Origin of the sequence: Streptomyces sp. NPDC052225, from assembly GCF_040679615.1 — a bacterium.
Taxonomy (GTDB): Bacteria; Actinomycetota; Actinomycetes; order Streptomycetales; family Streptomycetaceae; genus Streptomyces.
In genome coordinates this window covers 176266-194892 of the sequence record NZ_JBFAVD010000005.1, presented here as the reverse complement: position 1 = coordinate 194892, position 18627 = coordinate 176266, and the positions used below count along the sequence as shown (strand labels likewise).

12 protein-coding genes are annotated in these 18627 nt (G+C 70.8%); 4 read left to right on the top strand and 8 right to left on the bottom strand.

Features of this window, described 5'->3' with window-relative positions:
• Positions 1–49: 49 nt before the first annotated feature.
• The 3 genes from AB0L37_RS10225 to AB0L37_RS10215 all read right to left on the bottom strand — a co-directional run bounded on the left by AB0L37_RS10225 (position 50) and on the right by AB0L37_RS10215 (position 6395).
• Positions 50–565 (bottom strand): hypothetical protein, encoded by a 516-nt coding sequence (locus AB0L37_RS10225; RefSeq protein ID WP_365502405.1) that lies wholly within the window; start codon positions 563–565, stop codon positions 50–52.
• A gap of 169 nt (positions 566–734) precedes the next feature.
• The gene (locus tag AB0L37_RS10220) at positions 735–3389 is read right to left on the bottom strand and encodes a cellulose binding domain-containing protein (protein ID WP_365502403.1); all 2655 of its coding nucleotides are present in this window, start codon (positions 3387–3389) and stop codon (positions 735–737) included.
• Between the two features lie 102 nt (positions 3390–3491).
• Complete coding sequence (locus AB0L37_RS10215) at positions 3492–6395, bottom strand: glycoside hydrolase family 48 protein (RefSeq protein WP_365502401.1); 2904 nt, start codon at positions 6393–6395, stop codon at positions 3492–3494.
• A gap of 242 nt (positions 6396–6637) precedes the next feature.
• Here AB0L37_RS10215 and AB0L37_RS10210 point away from each other — a divergent pair, with 242 nt between their 5' ends.
• Together AB0L37_RS10210 and AB0L37_RS10205 are read left to right on the top strand one after the other, a co-directional pair.
• Positions 6638–8110, top strand: coding sequence for a cellulose binding domain-containing protein (locus AB0L37_RS10210; RefSeq protein ID WP_365502399.1), 1473 nt, complete (start codon positions 6638–6640; stop codon positions 8108–8110).
• Between the two features lie 50 nt (positions 8111–8160).
• Positions 8161–9882, top strand: coding sequence for a glycoside hydrolase family 6 protein (locus tag AB0L37_RS10205; protein ID WP_365502397.1), 1722 nt, complete (start codon positions 8161–8163; stop codon positions 9880–9882).
• Positions 9883–9901: 19 nt separating this feature from the next.
• Here the strand turns inward: AB0L37_RS10205 and AB0L37_RS10200 are convergent, their stop codons facing one another.
• Complete coding sequence (locus tag AB0L37_RS10200; RefSeq protein WP_365502395.1) at positions 9902–10585, bottom strand: helix-turn-helix domain-containing protein; 684 nt, start codon at positions 10583–10585, stop codon at positions 9902–9904.
• Positions 10586–10711: 126 nt separating this feature from the next.
• Between AB0L37_RS10200 and AB0L37_RS10195 the strand changes: the two genes are divergently transcribed.
• Both AB0L37_RS10195 and AB0L37_RS10190 read left to right on the top strand, forming a co-directional pair.
• The gene (locus tag AB0L37_RS10195) at positions 10712–11626 is read left to right on the top strand and encodes a patatin-like phospholipase family protein (protein ID WP_365502393.1); all 915 of its coding nucleotides are present in this window, start codon (positions 10712–10714) and stop codon (positions 11624–11626) included.
• A 22-nt stretch (positions 11627–11648) separates the two neighbouring features.
• A complete protein-coding gene (locus tag AB0L37_RS10190; RefSeq protein WP_365502391.1) occupies positions 11649–12863 on the top strand; it encodes a cytochrome P450 in 1215 nt (404 codons plus the stop codon).
• 57 nt (positions 12864–12920) lie between these two features.
• Here the strand turns inward: AB0L37_RS10190 and AB0L37_RS10185 are convergent, their stop codons facing one another.
• From AB0L37_RS10185 to AB0L37_RS10170, 4 genes are all read right to left on the bottom strand, one after another.
• Positions 12921–13799 (bottom strand): aldo/keto reductase, encoded by an 879-nt coding sequence (locus AB0L37_RS10185; RefSeq protein WP_365502389.1) that lies wholly within the window; start codon positions 13797–13799, stop codon positions 12921–12923.
• 65 nt (positions 13800–13864) lie between these two features.
• Entirely contained in the window at positions 13865–14611 is a 747-nt protein-coding gene (locus AB0L37_RS10180; RefSeq protein ID WP_365502387.1) for an ABC transporter ATP-binding protein, read from the bottom strand.
• Entirely contained in the window at positions 14608–17286 is a 2679-nt protein-coding gene (locus AB0L37_RS10175) for an ATP-binding cassette domain-containing protein (protein WP_365502384.1), read from the bottom strand. Before AB0L37_RS10175 ends, AB0L37_RS10180 begins: the two co-directional genes overlap by 4 nt.
• Before the next feature lie 33 nt (positions 17287–17319).
• Positions 17320–18576, bottom strand: a complete 1257-nt coding sequence (locus AB0L37_RS10170; RefSeq protein ID WP_365502383.1) for an ABC transporter substrate-binding protein — start codon at positions 18574–18576, stop codon at positions 17320–17322.
• Positions 18577–18627 lie beyond the last annotated feature (51 nt).

Below are 18627 nucleotides of genomic sequence, written 5' to 3'. Positions count from 1 at the left end.
TATGCGGGCGCCGCCGCACCCTGGGCGAGGGCCTCCCCGCGGAGGGGGCTCAGCTGTAGGACCAGCGCCAGGCGTTGGAGCTGTACCGGCAGGTGATCGCCGAGCCGCTCGCCGTGGTGGTCGACGCGCCGTGGTCGACGCTGCGGCAGAACTGGCCGGCCGAGTAGCAGTTGCCGGAGTTCGACGTGATCGAGCAGGTGCCGGACGCGGTGTCGGCGCCGCTGTCGTCCGAGGTGTCGCCGCCCGCGGCCGCCGGATTCGGGGTGACGGTGACCCGGACCTTCACGGTCCTGGTCTCCGTGACGGTGGGCGCGGGCTCGGCCTTCGCCGTCTCGGTGGCCGTGGCGGTCGCCGTCGTCGTGATGGTCGTGGCGGGCCGCGGCCGCGCGGCGGCGGTGTTCTTCGCGTCCGGGGAGCCGTCGCCCGCCGCGCCGATGGCCGAGCCCAGGACGAAGGCGAGGCCGACGGCCGGGATCACGATGCGCTTGCGCGCCCACTTCGGCGCGCGGCGGATGCCGGGACCGGCCGGTGGCGTCGGCGGCGCGGGCGTGTACGGGTGGGTCATGGTGTCCCCCTGCGGGTGGTGAGGGGGAGAGCGTAGGGCGCCGGCGGGGAGATGTGTGTGCGGTGTGAAGGTTGAGTGATGCACTTGTGACCTGAGGGGCCGTGCGGGGGTGGGCGCGCCGGTCGGCCGGACGCCGTCTCGCGTCCGGCCGACCGGCGGCCCCCTGCGCTCAGCCGGTCGCGCACTCCTTCCCGCCCACCGTGAACGTCGTCGGCTTCCCGTTCGTCGTCCCCGTGCGGGATCCCGTGAAGCCGAAGCCCACCGACGATCCCGCCGCCACCTTGGCGTTCCAGCCGACGTTCTTCGCCGTGACCGTCGCCCCCGACTGGCTCGCGGTCGCGTTCCACGCCTGGCTGAGCTGCTGGCCGTCCGGGAACGTCCAGTTCAGGGACCAGCCGTCCCAGACCGCCGTGCCCGTGTTCGTCAGGGTCACGTCCGCCTGGAAGCCGCCCGGCCACTCGTTCGTGATCTTGTACGTGACGGTGCAGGCGGCAGAGCCCGTGCCCCCGCCGTCGCCCGGGTCGGTGGGGGTGTCCGCCGTGTCGCCGTAGATGACGCCTCGGCCGTTCGTCGACACGTACACCCGGCCGTACACGCGCGGGTCGCCCGTGATCGCCGCACCCGTCCAGCCCCACTGGTGCGCGTCGTCGTTGATCCGAGTCCAGGACGCGCCCGCGTCCGTCGAGCGGAAGATGCCGCGTACGCCGCCGATCTTCGCGCTCGCGTACAGCGTCTGGTACGTGGCACCGGGCGCCGCCTTGCCGAAGCCGATCGTGTCGGCCTGCTCGACGTTCGACAGCTTGGTGAACGTGGCGCCGCCGTCCGTGGAGTGCCACAGGCCGTACGCGCCCTTCGCCGAACCGCCCGCCAGCCAGATGTCGCCCTTCGTGCCCGGCACCGCCTTGAAGCGCACCGGGCCGTCCGTCGGCAGACCGCTCGACGCCTTCGCCGTGAACGTCGCTCCGCCGTCCGAACTGGCGTAGAACGTCCCGGACTTGAAGGCGTAGAAGGTCGATGCCGACGCACGGTCCGACTCGACCACCGCGCCGGCCGGCACCCCGCTCGACGCCGTCCACGACGAACCCGTGCCCGTCTGCACGCCCGCACCGTCCGGGCTCCACACGAACCGGCCGCCGTCCGCCGACACCGCGACCGTGCCGCCGCCGGTGACGCCCGCCGGATCGGCGCCCGCCGCATGCCAGTTGGCGCCGTTGTCGTTCGAGAGCGCGACGTGCGCGCCCGAGTCGACGTTCCCGGCCCGCACCACGACGTCCGGCTTCGACTCGGCGAAGTCCAGGCTCGTGGAGGTCGTGAAGTTCGGGGACGTGAACATCATCGACGGGACCTTGGTGAGGTCCGTGTGACGGAAGCCGCCGATGTCGCCGAGGGCGCTGAGCAGGGGGGCTCCCGTGGGCGGCGACGCGATGTCGTTGACCGCCGTCTCCTCAAGTCCCTTGACCATGGGGGAGATCGAGAAGGTGCCGCCCGTGTCCCACTTGCCGAGGTCCTCCGTGCCGTAGACCGTCGCGCCCGTCCCGTACATCATCCGGTTCGAGTCGAACGGGTCGATCTCGAGGGCCTCCGTCATCCAGCCCAGCTTCGGCGACTGCTCCGGCGGCGTCGGGTTCGCGCCCCACGTCAGCCAGGGCACGGACGAGACGTCCATCGTGTAGCGGTTCGCCCGCGTCGGGTACGACGTGTAGTCCCACGCCTTCGTCCACGTACCGCCGCTGTCCGTCGAGCGGAAGATCAGCGTGTCCGGCCACCAGGAGCTGTACCCGGAGACCATGACCGTGCCCGGGTGCTGCCGGTCGACGGTCAGGCCGCTGAAGCCGTAGTAGGTGTCCGCCTCGGCGACCGGGCTGATGTTCTTCCACGCGCCGGTCTTCGTCGCGTACCGCCACACCTGGCCCTTGCCGCCGTCGTACGGGCCGCCCTTGTCGCTGTACGCGAGGTAGAGGTAACCGTTCTCGGCGTCCAGCACCCCTTTGTGCGCGAGGTATCCGGTGGGCTGGCCCGCCACCCGCTCCCAGGTGACCCCCGCGTCCGTCGAGCGGTAGACCGCGTTGTCCTTGTCGGCGACCCCGACGTAGATCGTCTTCGTACGGCCCGTCCCCGTGCCCGTCGACTCGTCGAACGTCACCCATGCGACGCCCTGGTTGTCGGACGCGTAGCCGGACGTGTCGGACGGGTCCTGCTGGTAGTTCCCGGGGTTGGGGAACGCCGTGACCTGCGACCATGTCACGCCCGCGTCCGTCGAGCGCCACAGGCCCTTGCCGCTGGGCGCGCCCAGGTACAGCACGTCGTGGTCGTGCGGGTCGATCGCGAGCCGCTCGCCCATGCCGCGGCCCGGCATGTTGCCGCCGAGCTTGAACGGCAGGTCCGTCTTCTTCCAGGTCGCGCCGCGGTCGGCGGAGCGGAGCACCGCGCCGTTGCCCGGGTCCCAGTCGTTCGTGTACGTGCCGACGGCCGCGTACACCTTGTCCGGGTCGACGGAGTCGGTGGCGAGGGAGGCGACACCCGTGTGGCCCCAGTCGTCCCAGCCGACCGAATCGAGCAGCGGCGTCCAGGACTTGGTGTCCTGCTCCCACCGGTAGGCGCCGCCGATGTCGGTACGGGCGTACGCGAGGTTCTTCTCGGAGCGGTTGAAGACGATGCCGGGGACGAAGCCGCCGCCGTCGATGCGGGCGTTCTTCCAGGTGTACGTGTCGGCGGCGATCGTCGTCCGCGACGGGGCGGCCTGTGACTGATGGCCCGTCAAGAGGCTTGCGGCCAGGGCGAGTACGGCCGCGCCCAGCAGCCGGTTTCTTCGGGTTCTGCGCATGGAGGGTCCCGGGGGTGAGGGGGAGCAGGGAGCGGGCCGGACGGTCCTCGGGGAGGAGGGCCGCCCGGCCCGTCTTTCACGGAGCTGCCGTGCCGCGGGGCGTTATTCGAGCAGCTCCGCATAGGACCCCATGGCGAGCGCGATGTCCGCCTGGGCCCAGAACCGGTGATACGTGAACGTCGGTGCCGCGCCGCCCGCCAAGTAGGCCTCGACCTTGGACCAGTTGGGGTCGTCCTTGTAGAAGGAGCGCAGCGAGGCGAAGGTCGACGCGGAGTCAATCTTGTCGCCGTTGGGCATGGTGCCGGTCCAGCCGCTGGGGACGTAGACGGCGTCGTTGAACCGGCTGTAGTCCGTCCGCGTCTCGGGCACCGCGATGCCGAGCGCGTCCTGGTCGTGCTCCCACATGCCGTCGAGGAGCGCCTTCGCCGTCGTCTTCGCCTCCGTGTCACCGGACTTGGCGGCGTAGTACGTGAGGGTCTTGGCGAACGCCGCCGCGACACCCACGTCGTTCGTGTAGTCGGCGACCGTCACGTGAAGTCCCGCGTTGGCGCCGGGAGTCGACGCGTTCCACGTGTCCGGCTTGCCCGACCACTGGAGCGTGGAAGGGATCCGGAACGTGCCGTCCGGGTTGATGGTCGTCTTCGACAGGGCCCAGTCGACCCACTTGTCGAGGACGGCCTTCGCCTTGGCGTCGCCCGTCTCGTGGTAGTACTCGGCGACGCGCTCCATGGACCACGCCTGGAAGCCGAACCACTGGTTGGACGGCGGGTCGTGGTAGACCGGCGCCTCGTCGTAGAACATGCCGTAGAAGGTCGGCGTGCCCGCCGGCGGGGTGCCGTAGCTGCCGCCCCAGCTGTTGGTCGCGCCGCCCGCGATGGCGCCCTCGTCCGACTGGAGCCAGCGGTAGAACTCCAGCTGCCGGTCGAGCGACTTGGCCCAGTCCGCCTGTCCTGTCGCCGACTTGGGCTTCAGATCGGCCACGGACGACAGGGCGTACGCGGCGAGCGGGTTCTGGTAGCCGCCGTGCGTGTGGCTGGAGCCGATCCGCCAGGACCAGCCCGCCGAGGTGTCGGTGGCGCCGCCCCACGCGTAGTACCAGGACAGCAGGTAGTGCGAGGCGTCCTTGCCGGTGCCGGCCGGGCAGGCCGTGGCGCCGACGCAGTTGCCCACCTTCTTGAAGTACTTGTCGTACATCGCGTACCGCAGGTAGTCGCCCATCTTCGCGGCCTTGCCCACGGTCCCGGAGACCTGGGAGCCCTTGCCCTGCTCCTTGGCCCACACGTCCGCCCAGTACGCGGCCTGCACGGCCCGCGCGTCGGCGTCCGGCGCGTCGGTGAACTTCCACTGCTTCGCGTAGGAGGAGTCACCGGTGAACAGGTCCAAGTACCCGTTCTTTCCGCCGTACTTGAAGGTGTCACAGGTCGGCTGCGGCACCGTCTCCCACACCGACTCCTGCGCACCGCGCTGGAACGTGTTGATGTAGGAAGGCCCGGTCGCCGTCGGGCCCGCCTCGCACTTGCCGGGCTCGTTGCCGTAGCCGTAGACGTTGTCGACGTCCTGGAGCCAGTGCATGCCGTAGATGTCGTCCGTGCCGTACGCGCTCTTCAGCTCACCCGCGATCGGGTCGCTGCCCACGGACACCGACGAGTCCAGCTTCGCCGGGTACTGCGACGGCAGATCGTGCTCGGGGGCGTACGTCGCCGGCTTCGAGGCGCTGTAGAACGAGGTCGTCGGCTGGTCGGCGTGCGTGGGGATCATGTACTTCTCCATGATGTCCCAGGCCCCGTTGAACTTCGACCAGTCGCCGCTCACCTTGCCGTACATGGCCTGGAGCCACAGGAGGTACGAGTACGCCTCCGACGTCGTCTCGTGGCCCTGGTCCGGCGCCTCGACGATCAGCGTCTCGACCGAGTGGTACGGGATGCCCTCCGGCGAGAAGTAGCCGTTCGCCGGGTTAGTGATCTTCCCGTAGAGGTCGAGGAAGCGGGCGTCGTACGTCGATGCGGCCGCCAGCTGTGTGACGGTGACCTCGGCCTTGGTGTGGCCGGGGGCCGTGACCGCGAAGGTGGCCGCGCCGGTCCCTGAGGAGTCGGCGGCGATGGTCACCTTCTGCGCGGTGGACCAGTTCGACGGGGTGAAGGTCAGGCTCGCGCCGGACGACACGGACAGGCCCGTGTTGCCGCTCGTGCGGGCCACCGACACCGTGACGTTGGCCGTCGGCTGCGTCGAGAGCTTGACGTCGAAGGTCCCCGACTTGCCCTGCTGGACGCCGAGTTGGGACGGGGTCGCGACCACGGCGGGTCCGGCCGCGACCGTGATGCCGACCGGGGTCGACTCGCCGGACGCGCCCTGGCTGTCGTACGCCTTCGCGTACAGGGAGTGCGTTCCGGCCGCCAGGTCGTCCGTGTCCAGGGCGAACGGCGCTGTCGTGTCCGTGCCGAGCAGCGTCGTGTCGTCGTAGAACTCGACCTTGTCCACCGTGGCGCCGTCGGCGGCCGCCGCGGTGGCCGCGAGCGGGATCGCGTCACCGGCCGAGTAGACCGCACCGGCCTTGGGGCTGGTCAGGACCGTGACCGGCGGCTGATGGGCACCGGCACAGGTCGTGCCATTGATCGCGAAATTCGTGGGGGCCGAATTCGAGCCACTGTAAGTGAATTGCGCCCCGGTCGACGTGGCGGCGCCGGCCGCGATCTTCGCGTTGTATCCGGCGTCCTTCACGGTGACGTTCTTGCCGGACTGGGACCATGTTCCGTTCCAGCCATTGGTGAGTTTCTGGTCACCGGCGTACGCGTAGGTGAGGGTCCAGCCGTCGATCGCCGCGCTGCCGCGGTTGGTGATCGTCAGATCGGCCGTGAAGCCGGATCCCCAGTCGTTGGTCTTGTAGTCGACGGAGCACTCAACTGCCGCTGCCTGAGCATCAGTTGGGAGTGCGGCAAGAGTGGCGAGCGGTAGTGCCAGAGCGGCCGCTGCAGCGGTCCACAACCGCCTGGCCGGTCTCTTGTGCATGGGGGGTCCTCCTGTGCGGCTCGACAACCTGTGAACCAGTGGGAGCGCTCCCAAGGATGGGGACGAGGGAATTGAGGGTCAAGAGGCTTGAAGAGTCGAATTAGTTCGACAGAGAGAATTCGCAACTCCTCTGTTGCTTGACGGCAGTTCTTTCTCTACAGTCCTCCAGCAACCAGTGGGAGCGATTCCATCAGTCGACGTGCCGGCCGTTCCGGTCACGCCCGAGCTGCAAGGAGTCGCTCATGCGACACCCCCCGCGTTCCGCACTTTTGCTGGCCTGCGCCCTCGGCGCGGCCTCGCTCGTCCCGGTGACCGGCACCGCCGCGTCCGCCGCCGCTCCCGCCTGCTCGGTGGAGTACTCCGTCACCGGTCAGTGGGACACCGGCTTCCAGGCGGCGGTGAAAGTCACCAACAACGGTGCGGCGACCGACAGTTGGAGCCTGTCGTTCGCCTTCGCCGACGGCCAGAAGGTCACCCAGGGCTGGAGCGCCAAGTGGTCCCAGTCCGGCACGTCCGTGACCGCGGCCAACGAGTCCTGGAACGGTTCGCTCGCCACCGGCGCAAGCGTCTCCGCCGGCTTCATCGGCACCTGGTCGGGCGCGAACACCGTGCCCACCGCCTTCAAGCTGAACGGCACCACCTGCAACACGGACGGCACCGACCCGACGGACCCGACCGATCCGACGGACCCCGGTGACGGCACCGCCCCCGCCCTGAAGGTCTCCGGCAACAAGCTCGTCGACGCGTCCGGCGCCCCCCGCCGCATCCTCGGTGTGAACCGCTCCGGGGCCGAGTTCATGTGCGTACAGGGGTACGGGATCTTCGACGGCCCGGTCGACGACGCCGCGATCAAGGCCATCGCCGACTGGAAGTCCAACGCCGTCCGCATCCCGCTCAACGAGGAGTGCTGGCTCGGCCTCGACAACATCAAACCCGAGTACGGAGGTGCCAACTACCGCTCCGCCATCAAGGACCTGGTGACCAAGGTCAAGGCACACGGCATGACGCCGATCCTGGAGATGCACTGGTCCCACGGCCAGTACACCGGCAACAGCGCCGGTTGCTCCGACGTCCACGCCACCTGCCAGAAGCCGATGCCCGACGCCCAGTACGGGCCGAGCTTCTGGTCCTCGGTCGCGAGCGCGTACAAGGACGACCCGGCGGTCGCCTTCGACCTCTTCAACGAGCCGTACCCGGACCGCGCCACCTCCAGCCTCGGCGACGCCTGGGCCTGCTGGAAGGACGGCGGGACCTGCCCCGGCATCGGCTACGAGGTCGCCGGCATGCAGGACCTCGTCGACGCGGTGCGCACGGCCGGCGCCTCCAACCTGATCCTGGCGGGCGGCCTCGCGTACTCCAACGACCTCGGCCAGTGGCTCCAGCACAAGCCCGACGACCCGGCCGGCAATCTCGCCGCGGCCTGGCACGTCTACAACTTCAACACCTGCGCCACCGAGAGCTGCTGGGACTCGACGCTCGCGCCCGTCGCGGCACAGGTCCCGCTGGTGGCAGGGGAGATCGGCGAGAACACCTGCTCGCACGGGTTCATCGACCGGGTCATGAAGTGGTTCGACGACCGCAGGCTGTCGTACCTCGGCTGGACCTGGAACACCTGGGACTGCTCCACAGGACCGTCCCTCATCAGCTCGTACGACGGCACACCGACGGCGTACGGAACCGGGCTGCGCGATCACCTGCGCGCCCTGAACGGATGACCCTCCACCCCACATCGCACCACAGGAACCGAAAGGGACAAGGCACCCCCATGAGCCGCATCAGAACCAGAGCGGGCACCGCCCTGCTCGCCGCACTCACCCTCTCCGGCGCCGCGTGCGTCGGCACCGCCGCCGCGCTGCCCGCCGACATCCGCGCGGCCGCCGCCTCCGGCTGCACCGTGGACTACAAGGTGCAGAACCAGTGGGACACCGGCTTCACCACCGCCGTCACCGTCACCAACAACGGTGCGGCGACCACCAGTTGGAACCTGACCTGGTCCTTCGCGGGCAACCAGAAGGTCAGCAGCGGCTGGAACGCCGACATCTCCCAGTCCGGCGCCGCCGTCACCGCCAAGAGCCTGTCGTACAACGGTGCCCTCGCCACCGGCGGCTCCACCTCCTTCGGCTTCAACGGCACGTACAGCGGCAGCAACGCGCTGCCCACCACGTTCAAGCTGAACGGCGTCACCTGCAACGAGGACACCACCCCGCCGGACCCCGACCCCGATCCGGACCCGACGGGCCGCGTCGACAACCCGTACGCGGGCGCCAAGGTGTACGTGAACCCGGAGTGGTCGAAGAAGGCCGCGGCCGAGCCGGGCGGGACCGCGATCTCGAACCAGCCCACCGGCGTCTGGCTCGACCGGATCGCCGCGATCAACGGCGTCGGCGACGGCATGGGCCTGCGCGCCCACCTCGACGCCGCGCTCGCCCAGAAGGGCAGCGGCGAAGAGGTCGTCCAGCTCGTCGTCTACGACCTCCCCGGCCGCGACTGCGCCGCCCTCGCCTCCAACGGCGAGCTCGGCCCGACGGACATCGACAAGTACAAGAGCGACTTCATCGACCCGATCGCCGCGATCCTCGCCGACCCCAAGTACGCGGGCCTGCGGATCGTCACGACGATCGAGCTCGACTCGCTGCCCAACCTCGTCACCAACGTCTCGCCGCGCGCCACGTCCACGCCCAACTGCGACGTGATGAAGGCGAACGGCAACTACCAGAAGGGCGTCGGCTACGCCCTGGACAAGCTCGGTGACATCCCGAACGTCTACAACTACATCGACGCGGGCCACCACGGCTGGCTCGGCTGGGACGACAACTTCGGTCCCTCCGCGGAGCTGTTCAAGACGACCGCCTCCAGCAACGGCGCGAAGCTGTCCGACGTCCACGGCTTCATCGTGAACACGGCCAACTACAGCGCCCTGAAGGAGGACAACTTCAAGATCACCGACACGGTGGCCGGCAAGTCGGTCCGAGAGTCGAAGTGGGTCGACTGGAACCGCTACACCGACGAGCTGTCGTACGCCCAGGCCATGCGCGAGAAGCTGGTCTCGCTCGGCTTCGACCAGAACCTCGGCATGCTGATCGACACCTCCCGCAACGGCTGGGGCGGCACGGCCAGGCCCACGGGCCCGGGCGCCACGACCGACGTCGACACGTACGTGGACGGTGGCCGCTACGACCGCCGCCTCAACACCGGCAACTGGTGCAACCAGAGCGGAGCCGGCCTCGGTGAACGCCCGCAGGCCAACCCCGCCCCCGGGATCGACGCCTACGTGTGGATGAAGCCGCCGGGTGAGTCCGACGGTTCGAGCACCGCCATCGACAACGACGAGGGCAAGGGCTTCGACCGCATGTGCGACCCGACGTACACGGGCAACCCGCGCAACAACAACCACCTGTCCGGGGCGCTGCCGAACGCGCCGCTGTCCGGCCACTGGTTCTCCGCCCAGTTCCAGGAACTGATGAAGAACGCGTACCCGGCCCTGTAGCCGGTGCGGCGCGCCCCGCTCAGACCCTTGGGCGGGGCGCGCGATGCGGCCCCAACTCGCCCAGCGTGTGCTGGAGTTGACTCGCCGTGAGAGCGGGCCCGGGCAGCGTCGCCGTACCCGGCGCGGCCCGCAGCCCGTCGAGGAACAGGGCCAGCGGACGGCGCCAGGCATCGGGTGACGCCGTGCCGACGAGGGCGGGGACCGCCCGCCCGAGCGCGGCCAGCGCGAAGAGGACGTCCTCCGTGACGACATCGGGCCGCACCGAACCCTGCGCCCGCCCGCGCTCCAGGAGCAGTTCCAGCGTGCGGTGGTTGTGCGCGTGCACCGCCTCCAGGGCCTCGACGCCCTGGAGGCTCGTCGTCATGAGGTCGTTGGCGGCACGGTCCGTGGCGAGCACCGTGAACACCGCGTCGAGATAACCGGTGAGCCCCGCCCACGCGTCCGCCGCCGCCTGCGCCTTTTCGCCCGCCGTCATCGTGTCGCTCAGCGGATCGCGGAAGACCGCGTCGACGAGGGCGACCCGGGTGGGGAAGTGCCGGTACAGCGTCGCGTTCCCCACGCCGGCCCGCCGGGCGATGACGTCGAGCGGCGCCTCCAGCCCCTGCTCGACGAAGACCGCGTGCGCCGCCTCGACGAGCAGCTCCCGATTGCGGCGCGCGTCCCGCCGCCGCGGGGCCATGGCCGCCTGTTCCTCGTCGCCCATCCGTCCTCGCCGCCGTCGTCGCCATGAGTACCGGGGAGTGCTCCCCGGTACTGATGCTATCGTCTCGCCGTGAAACGGGGAGCACTCCCCATTTAACGCGGGGGATCCACGGCGGGAGGCGGACCCATGGAGACAACCGACGAGACCGACAACACAGACGGCCCTGACGGCACAGACGGCCCTGACGGCACTGCCGGCACCTCGGACGGAACGGCGCTGGTGCTCGGCGGCGGCGGACCCGTGGGCGGCGCCTGGCTGGTCGGCGCCCTGGCGGGCCTGACCGAGGCCGGCATCGACCTCGGCGCGGCCGACGTCGTCATCGGAGCCTCGGCCGGCGCGATCTTCGGCACGCGCATCGCCGCCGGGGAGTCACCGCAGGAGCTGTACGAGCGTCAACTCGCCGGGGGCGACCGGGTGGAGCTGGGCGTGACCGCGGCCCAGACCCTGCGCTTCCTGTGGGCGGCGCTCAGCTCCCGCGACCCCGACCGCTCGGCGCGCCGCCTCGGCCGGGCCGCCCTGCGCGCACGGACCGGCCCCGAGTCGGAGGTGCTCGACACGGTGGGCGCGCTGCTCCACGGGGTGCGGGCCTGGCCCGGGCGCCGGCTGCGGATCGCGGTGGTCGACGCGGCGACGGGCCGGCCCGACGTCCTCGACCGGGACAGCGGGCCCAGCCTCGTCGAGGCGGTCGCCGCGAGCTGCGCGGTCCCGCTCGTCTGGCCGCCGGTCAGTGCGGCAGGGCGGCGCTGGATGGACGGTGGCAGCCGCGAGACGACACCGCTCGACGCGGCCCGCGGCCACCGCCGGATCCTCGCGCTCTCCCCGATCCCGTCACCCGTGGGCCCGCACCGGCACGCCCGCGCGCAGGCCGCCGCCCTGACGGCCGAGGGCAGCGCCGTGGCGCTCCTGATGCCGGACGCGACGGCACGGCGCGCCATGGGCCGGAACATGACCGCGAACGCCCGCCGCCCGGATGCGGCCCGCGCGGGCCGCGCCCAGGCGCTGGCCGCGGCGGACGAGATCGCGCGCACTTTGAAGGCTTGAGAAGCGACCACGGGAGACCCTCATGGGACAACCACCGACCCTGGAAGACCTGGCGCAAGCACCCGCCGCGGATCAACACCCGCCCCTGAAAGCCGACTTGGCGGCGAACCCCCACCCCCTCTACGCCCGCCTGCGCGCGCAGGGTCCCCTCCACCGCGTCCGCATCCCCGAAGCCGGCGACGCCTGGCTGGTCCTGACGCGGGACGCGGCGCGCGAGGCGCTGACCGACCCGAGGCTCAGCAACGACATCGCGCACTCCTCGTCGTGGCGCACGGACGGCGGCCACGCCATCGGCCGCAACATGCTCCAGAGCGACCCACCGCAGCACACCCGGCTGCGCCGCATGGTCGCGGCCCACTTCACACCCGCCCGCATCACGGCCCTGCACCCGCGCATCGCGGCGACGGCCGACGCCCTCCTCGCGGCGCTCCCGCACCACGGCACCGTCGACCTCGTGAGCGCCTACGCCCTGCCGCTCCCGGTCACGGTGATCTGCGACCTGATGGGCGTCCCGGAGGATTCCCGTACGACCTTCCACGCCTGGTCGAACGAACTGGTCCTGCCCACCTCACCCGAGGCGGCGGCGCAGGCGTCCGCCCAACTCCACGCCACCCTCACCGACTTGACAGCCCGCAAGACGACATCCCCCGACGCGACCCTGCTCAGCGACCTGGCGGCGGCGGAACGCACCGGCGACGTGACCCGCGAGGAACTCCTCGGCATGGTCTTCCTCCTCCTCGTCGCCGGTCACGAGACGACGGTCAACCTGATCTCCGCCACCGTCCACACCCTCCTCGCCCACCCGCCCCAACTGGCCCGGCTCCGCGCCGATCCGTCCCTGACGGCCGCGGCGGTGGAGGAGTCCCTCCGCCTCAACACCCCGGTCCACGCAACGGCGTTCCGCTTCGCGACAGAACCCCTGCGCCTGGCCGGTACGGAGATCCCGGCGGGCGACGCGGTCCAGATCTCCCTGGCCGCGGCGTCCCGCGACCCCCTCCACTTCCCCGACCCCGACCACTTCGACATCGCCCGCGCATCCCCCACTCACCTCGCCTTCGGCCACGGCCTCCACCACTGCCTGGGAGCTCCTCTGGCCCGCGCGGAAGCCACGGTCGCGGTGCGCCAACTCCTCTCCCGCCACGAGGAGATCGACTTCGCGACGGACCCGGCGCACCTGAGGTGGCGTACGAGCATGTTGCTGCGGGGTCTGGAGGCGCTGCCGGTGCGGCTGGCATGAAGAAGGCCACCGCCGCGGGGCTGTGCCCGCGCCGGTGGCCCCGGTTCTCCGTACGGATCAGGCCACGTCGAACGTAGCCGGGTCAGGCCCGAGTCGCCGGTCCTCGTTGAGCGCGCTGATCGCGCCGAGGTCCTCGGGGTCGAGCTCGAAGCCGTACACGTCGATGTTCTCCTTGATCCGGGACGGGGTCACGGACTTGGGGATCACGACGTTGCCGAGCTGGACGTGCCAGCGCAGGACGACCTGGGCCGGGGTGCGGCCGTGCTTCTGGGCGATGGCGATGATCGCCGGGACCTCCAGGAGGCCCTTGCCCTGGCCGAGCGGGGACCAGGCCTCGGTCGCGATGCCGAGCTCCGCGTGCTTCTCGCGGGAGGCGTGCTGCTGGAGGTGCGGGTGGAGCTCGATCTGGTTCACCGCGGGGATGATGTTCGTCTCGGCGGTGAGACGGTCCAGGTGCTCCGGGAGGAAGTTCGAGACGCCGATGGCGCGGGCGCGGCCGTCGGCGTGGATCTTCTCGAACGCCTTGTACGTGTCCACGTACGTGTCCTTGGACGGCAGCGGCCAGTGGATCAGGTACAGGTCCACGTAGTCGAGGCCGAGCTTGGACAGCGAGGTGTCGAAGGCGCGGAGCGTGGCGTCGTAGCCCTGGTCGGCGTTCCACAGCTTCGTCGTGACGAAGAGGTCCTCGCGGGGCAGCCCGGCCGCGGCGATGGCCTTGCCGGTGCCCTCTTCGTTGCCGTAGATGGCAGCGGTGTCGATGCTGCGGTACCCGGCCTCCAGCGCCGTCCCGACGGCCTTCTCGGCCTCGTCGTCCGGCACCTGCCACACACCGAAGCCGAGCTGCGGCATCTCGATGCCGTTGTTCAGGATGATCGGGGGAACCTTGCTCACGAGGTGCGGTCCTTTAAGTCGTTTGTTCGTCGGTGGTACTCCCATGGTCAACGATCACGGGAGTACGCGCATTCCTGTCGGCGGAACACGGGCCGACTCCAGCATGCCAGTCACGTATGTGAACCTTGTGCCGGGGTCTGGTGACCCGTGGTTCCCAGATACGCCTCGCGTACCCGTTCGTCCGCCCTTATGCCCTCAGGAGTTCCCTCGGCGAGCACGCGTCCCAGATCGAGGACCACGACCCGGGAGCACAGCTCCATCACGAACGCCACGTTGTGCTCCACGAGCAGCACCGCGCACCCGTCCTCCTCGGCGAGCCGGCGCACCACGGCCGCGAGCCGCGCCCGCTCCTCGGCCGTCATGCCCGAGGCGGGTTCGTCGAGGAGCAGCACGCGGGGGCGGTCCGCCGCCGCGCGGGCCAGTTCGACCATGCGGGCCCGGCCCACCGGCAGCGTTCCCGCGTACGAGGTGGAGAGGTCGGCGAGGCCGCAGTCGCGCAGCAGGGCGTTCGCCCGGCCGGTGTCCGCGCCGCGGCGCCGCCACTCCTGCGCGACCAGCAGGTTGTCCGCGACCGTGAGCTGCCCGAACAGCTGCTGGCGCTGGAACGTGCGGCGCATCCCGTGCCGCGCCCGCCACACCGGCGAGCGACGGGTGACGTCCGCGCCGTCGAGCAGCACCCGGCCCGCGTCGGGGCGCCGGATGCCGGAGACGACGTCGAAGAAGGTCGTCTTGCCCGCGCCGTTCGGCCCGATCAGGCCGCACACCTCGCCGACCGCGAGCCGCAGCCCCACCCCGTCCAGGGCCCGCACCCCGCCGAACCGCACACCGACGGCCTCCGCTTCCAGTACGTGGCTCATGCCCGGCCCGCCTCCTCCGCCTGCCCCGTGGTCGGCGCCACGCCCAGATACGCGTCCGTGAGCCGCCGCTCCTCCACCTGGTCGCGCGGGCCGCACCACGTCACCCGGCCCTGCGCGAGATACGCCACGGTGTCGGCGACGCCGAGGATCTCGGACGCCTTCTCCTCGACGAGCAGCAACGCCGTGCCCGCGTCGCGGAGTTCGGACAGCAGGCGGTAGACCTCTTCGACGACGCGGGGCGCGAGGCCGAGCGACGGCTCGTCCGCGATCAGGACGCGGGGCGGGCTGTGAAGGAGCGGCGCGAGGACGAGGAGTTGTTGTTCGCCGCCCGAGAGGGAACCCGCTGGGACGTCGCGACGGGCCGCGAGTCCCGCGAAGCGCTCGTAGATCGCCAACCGGTCGACTTTGGCAGGGAGTTGGAGTGTGAGGTTCTCGTCCACCGTCAGGGTCGGGAAGATGCCGCGGCCCTCGGGGGCGAGGACCACCCCGGAGCGCGCGCGGCGGACGGCGCCCTCGCGGCCGACCGCGTCCCCGGCGACGTGGACCTCGCCCTGGAGCGGTGTCAGGAGTCCGGCCGCCACCTTGCACGTCGTCGACTTCCCGGCGCCGTTCGGGCCGAGCAGCGCGACGATCTCGCCGGGGCGGACCGTGAGGTCGACGCCGAGGAGGACGGGCGCTCCGTCGTATCCCGCCTGGACGGAGGCGAGTTGGAGCGCCGCCTCGGGGTCGGGGGGTGTCACCGTCTGCGAGGCGACCGCCGTGACGGTGGCCGCCCTGCGCCGGTGGCGGCGGACGGAGAACGCCGCGCAGTACCCGTCGGGATCGTTGGCGAGGGCGAGCCCCGCCAGGCCGAAGAGGATCACCGGGAGCTGCACCGACTCCGTGACGTAGTCGCTGATGAGGTGGGGGACGACGGCGAACGTGAGGCCTGCGGCGACCGCGAACTGCGGGCGCCGCACGCCCGCCGCGACCACCACCGCGAGCCAGATCAGACCCGTCATCGCGGTGAAGTCCGTCGCGGTGATCCGGGTGTTGTACGACGCGTACATCACCCCACCGAACCCGGCGAGCCCCGCCGAGAGCGTGAAGAGCAGGAGTTTCGTGCGGACGACCGAGACGCCGGACGCCATGGCGGCGGCCGGCGCCGAGCGCACCGCGAGCATCGCCCGCCCGGCCCGCGACCCGCGCAGCGCGCTCAGGGCCGCCACCCCGGCGACGCACAGCACGACCATCGCCACGCCCATCGCCCGGTCGTCGCCGAGGTCGACCGGGCCGAACACGGGGCGCGGGATCTCCCACCCGGTGTCGCCGTTCCTCAACCAGCCCATCTGGAAGAGGACTTGGTCGGCCAGGAAGGCCAGTGCGAGTGTCGCGAGGGCGAGGGAGCGGCCGCCCAGACGCAGCGCGGGGAGCGCCACGAGCGCGCCCAGGATCGCCGCCGCGCACGTCCCCACCAGCGCCGCCCCGAGGAACGGCCACCCGTGACTCATCAGCAGCCCGGCCACAAGGGCCGCGCCCGTCACGAACGTCGCCTGCGCCAGCGACACCATCGCGCCGAGCCCGGTCACCACGGTGAAGGAGAGGAAGACGAGGGAGATCGCCAGACCCTGCGCGAGGATGCCGCTCCAGAACGGCGTCGTGACCGTGTAGAAAGCCGCCGCCGTCAGCGCCGCCGCCCCCGCCCACGGGCCCCACCGCCGCGCCCACGACCGGCCCGCCAGATAGTCGACCGGCGGCGCGTCGGCCGCCGCCGTGCCCGCCGTGCGCTGCCGCCGCGTGAGCAGCAGCAGCCCGGCGAACAGGATCAGGAACGGCACCGCCGTACGGAACCCGGTGATCCGCTCGGCGAACGAGGCGTACCCGGCGACCAGGTTCTGCAGCACCCCGAGGCCCAGCCCGCCCGCGAACGCCAGCGGGATCGACAGGAACCGGCCGAGGACCGCCGCTGTCGCCGACACGAACAGGAACAGCGTGAAGTCGTGCGAGGACAGGCCGAGCAGGGGAGTGGCGAGCACCCCGGCCAGGCCCGCGAGCGCGGAGGACAGCATCCACGCCACCGACGACAGCCGGTCCGCGCTCATCCCGCGCAGCTCGACGAGCGAACGGTTGTCGACGGCCGCCCGCAGCTTGAGCCCAAGTGCCGTGTGACGCAGGAGGATCCACAGGCCGAGCGCGACCACGGCCGTCGTCACCCACGTGATCAGCTGGTCGGAGTCGATGCCGACGCCGTCCATCAGCTGCCAGTTCCTCGCCGGGCTCGGCCCCACCCCCGGAAGCCCGAACTGGTTCTCCGCGGGCAGCACAGGGGCCCCCGCGTCGTCGAGCAGCTCCACCACCCACAGGCCGAGCGCGGGCAGCGCCACCAGCAGCCCGATCGTCGCCACGATCTGCGCGCTCTCCCCGACCCGCGCCAGTTTGCGGAACATCAGCCGGTCAAGTCCCCACCCCAGCAGGGGAGCCACGACCACGACCAGGAGCAGCGCCGTGGGTACGGCGGGCCAGCCGAAGCCCGAGTGGAGTTCGTAGAAGGCGAGCGCGCACAGGAACGCGGTGGCGCCGTGCGCGAAGTTGAACAGGCCCGAGGCCGAGTAGGACAGGACGAGCCCGGTGGCGAGCAGGGCGTACACCGCGCCCGACACCAGACCGCTCAGGACGAAGGCGAGAAGGTCAGCCATCGGAACACCCCTTCGGGCAGGGCTGCTTGGAGCTCACTTGAAGGGGATCGGCTCGTAGCACTTGAACGGGGACGACACCCGGTACGCCCCGCCCTTGAGCTGTACGAGGGCTCCGCAGCCGAACGACTCCTTCTGCCCGCGCGGCAGTTCACGGTCGCCGACCATCGTGCTCCGGTCCGAGAACCCGTCCGCGGCTGACTGGAAGGACTTCACGGTGAGGTCCTTGCCCGCCTTCTCGGCGATGGCCAAGAAGAGATCAGCGCTCATGTACCCCGTCATCATGTGCATGTTGAGCGGCACGTCCTTGCCGCCCGCCGCCTTCTTGATGTCGGCCTTGAACCGCTCCATGTCCGCCGTCCTCGACTCGAACGGCTCGAAGGACAGCAGCACATGGACACCGTCGAGCGCCTGCTTCGTCGTGCTCTTGGCGAGCAGCCCCGGGTCGTAGTCGGTCGGATCGGTCAGCACCCCTGTGAACCCGGTGCGCTTGACGGCCGTGAACAGGCCGATGTTGTACGGGGTCTGCATGACGGAGACGACCACGTCGGGGGCCTTGCCGCCGTCGCTGCGCAGCAGTTCCTTCGTGTACGCGGACCAGTCGCTCGGCACGGACGTCGCGGGCACCGAGGCCTTGGCGTACGTCACCTTGTAGCCGGCGGAGGCGAACGACTGCTTGTAGGTGCGGATGGCGAAGGTGCCCGCGTCGTTGTCGTTGGCGAGGATCGCGACCGACGTGCCCTTCGACCCGTTCGTGACGTGCTTCAGGCCTTCCGGCCAGGTCTGCGAGATGGTACCGCCGGGCATCGGCACCATGCAGCCGCCGTACCCGTAGATGTACGTCGGACCGCAGAACGAGGGCAGCGTGCCCCAGCCGAACGTCGGCACGCCCTGCTTCTGGAGGAAGTCCGCCCCGGAGAACGTCACCGAGCTCATCGGCGCGATCGCGAACACCTTGTCCTGCTGGACGAGTTTGCGGGCGGCGGCCAGGTTCTTCGCCGGGTCCTGGCCGTCGTCCTCGGCGCCCAGGTAGTCGATCTTCCGGCCGTTGATCCCGCCCTCGGCGTTGGCGCGGTCGAAGCGGGCCCTCGCGCCCAGGTCGGTGTCCTTCTTGCTGTAGCCGCTCGCCGTCGTCATGGAGACGATCCCGCCGACCTTGATCGAGTCGTCGGTCACTCCCCGTACCGAACTCCCCTTTGCTGCAGAGGAGTTGTTGTCGGCGGTGGAGTTGCAGGCGGTGGCGAGCAGGAGTGCCGCCACGGTGGCGGTGATGGCGCGGATCGGTCGCGACACGGTCGGGCCCCCTCCGTCGAAGTGAGGGTGATTCTGTGTGCGACCTGATGA

Excerpts from the sequence above, each read along its gene's own strand:
- AB0L37_RS10225 (WP_365502405.1), bottom strand. The coding sequence starts at position 565 with ATGACCCACCCGTACACGCCCGCGCCGCCGACGCCACCGGCCGGTCCC.
- AB0L37_RS10220 (WP_365502403.1), bottom strand. The coding sequence starts at position 3,389 with ATGCGCAGAACCCGAAGAAACCGGCTGCTGGGCGCGGCCGTACTCGCC.
- AB0L37_RS10215 (WP_365502401.1), bottom strand. The coding sequence starts at position 6,395 with ATGCACAAGAGACCGGCCAGGCGGTTGTGGACCGCTGCAGCGGCCGCT.
- AB0L37_RS10210 (WP_365502399.1), top strand. The coding sequence starts at position 6,638 with ATGCGACACCCCCCGCGTTCCGCACTTTTGCTGGCCTGCGCCCTCGGC.
- AB0L37_RS10205 (WP_365502397.1), top strand. The coding sequence starts at position 8,161 with ATGAGCCGCATCAGAACCAGAGCGGGCACCGCCCTGCTCGCCGCACTC.
- AB0L37_RS10200 (WP_365502395.1), bottom strand. The coding sequence starts at position 10,585 with ATGGGCGACGAGGAACAGGCGGCCATGGCCCCGCGGCGGCGGGACGCG.
- AB0L37_RS10195 (WP_365502393.1), top strand. The coding sequence starts at position 10,712 with ATGGAGACAACCGACGAGACCGACAACACAGACGGCCCTGACGGCACA.
- AB0L37_RS10190 (WP_365502391.1), top strand. The coding sequence starts at position 11,649 with ATGGGACAACCACCGACCCTGGAAGACCTGGCGCAAGCACCCGCCGCG.
- AB0L37_RS10185 (WP_365502389.1), bottom strand. The coding sequence starts at position 13,799 with ATGGGAGTACCACCGACGAACAAACGACTTAAAGGACCGCACCTCGTG.
- AB0L37_RS10180 (WP_365502387.1), bottom strand. The coding sequence starts at position 14,611 with ATGAGCCACGTACTGGAAGCGGAGGCCGTCGGTGTGCGGTTCGGCGGG.
- AB0L37_RS10175 (WP_365502384.1), bottom strand. The coding sequence starts at position 17,286 with ATGGCTGACCTTCTCGCCTTCGTCCTGAGCGGTCTGGTGTCGGGCGCG.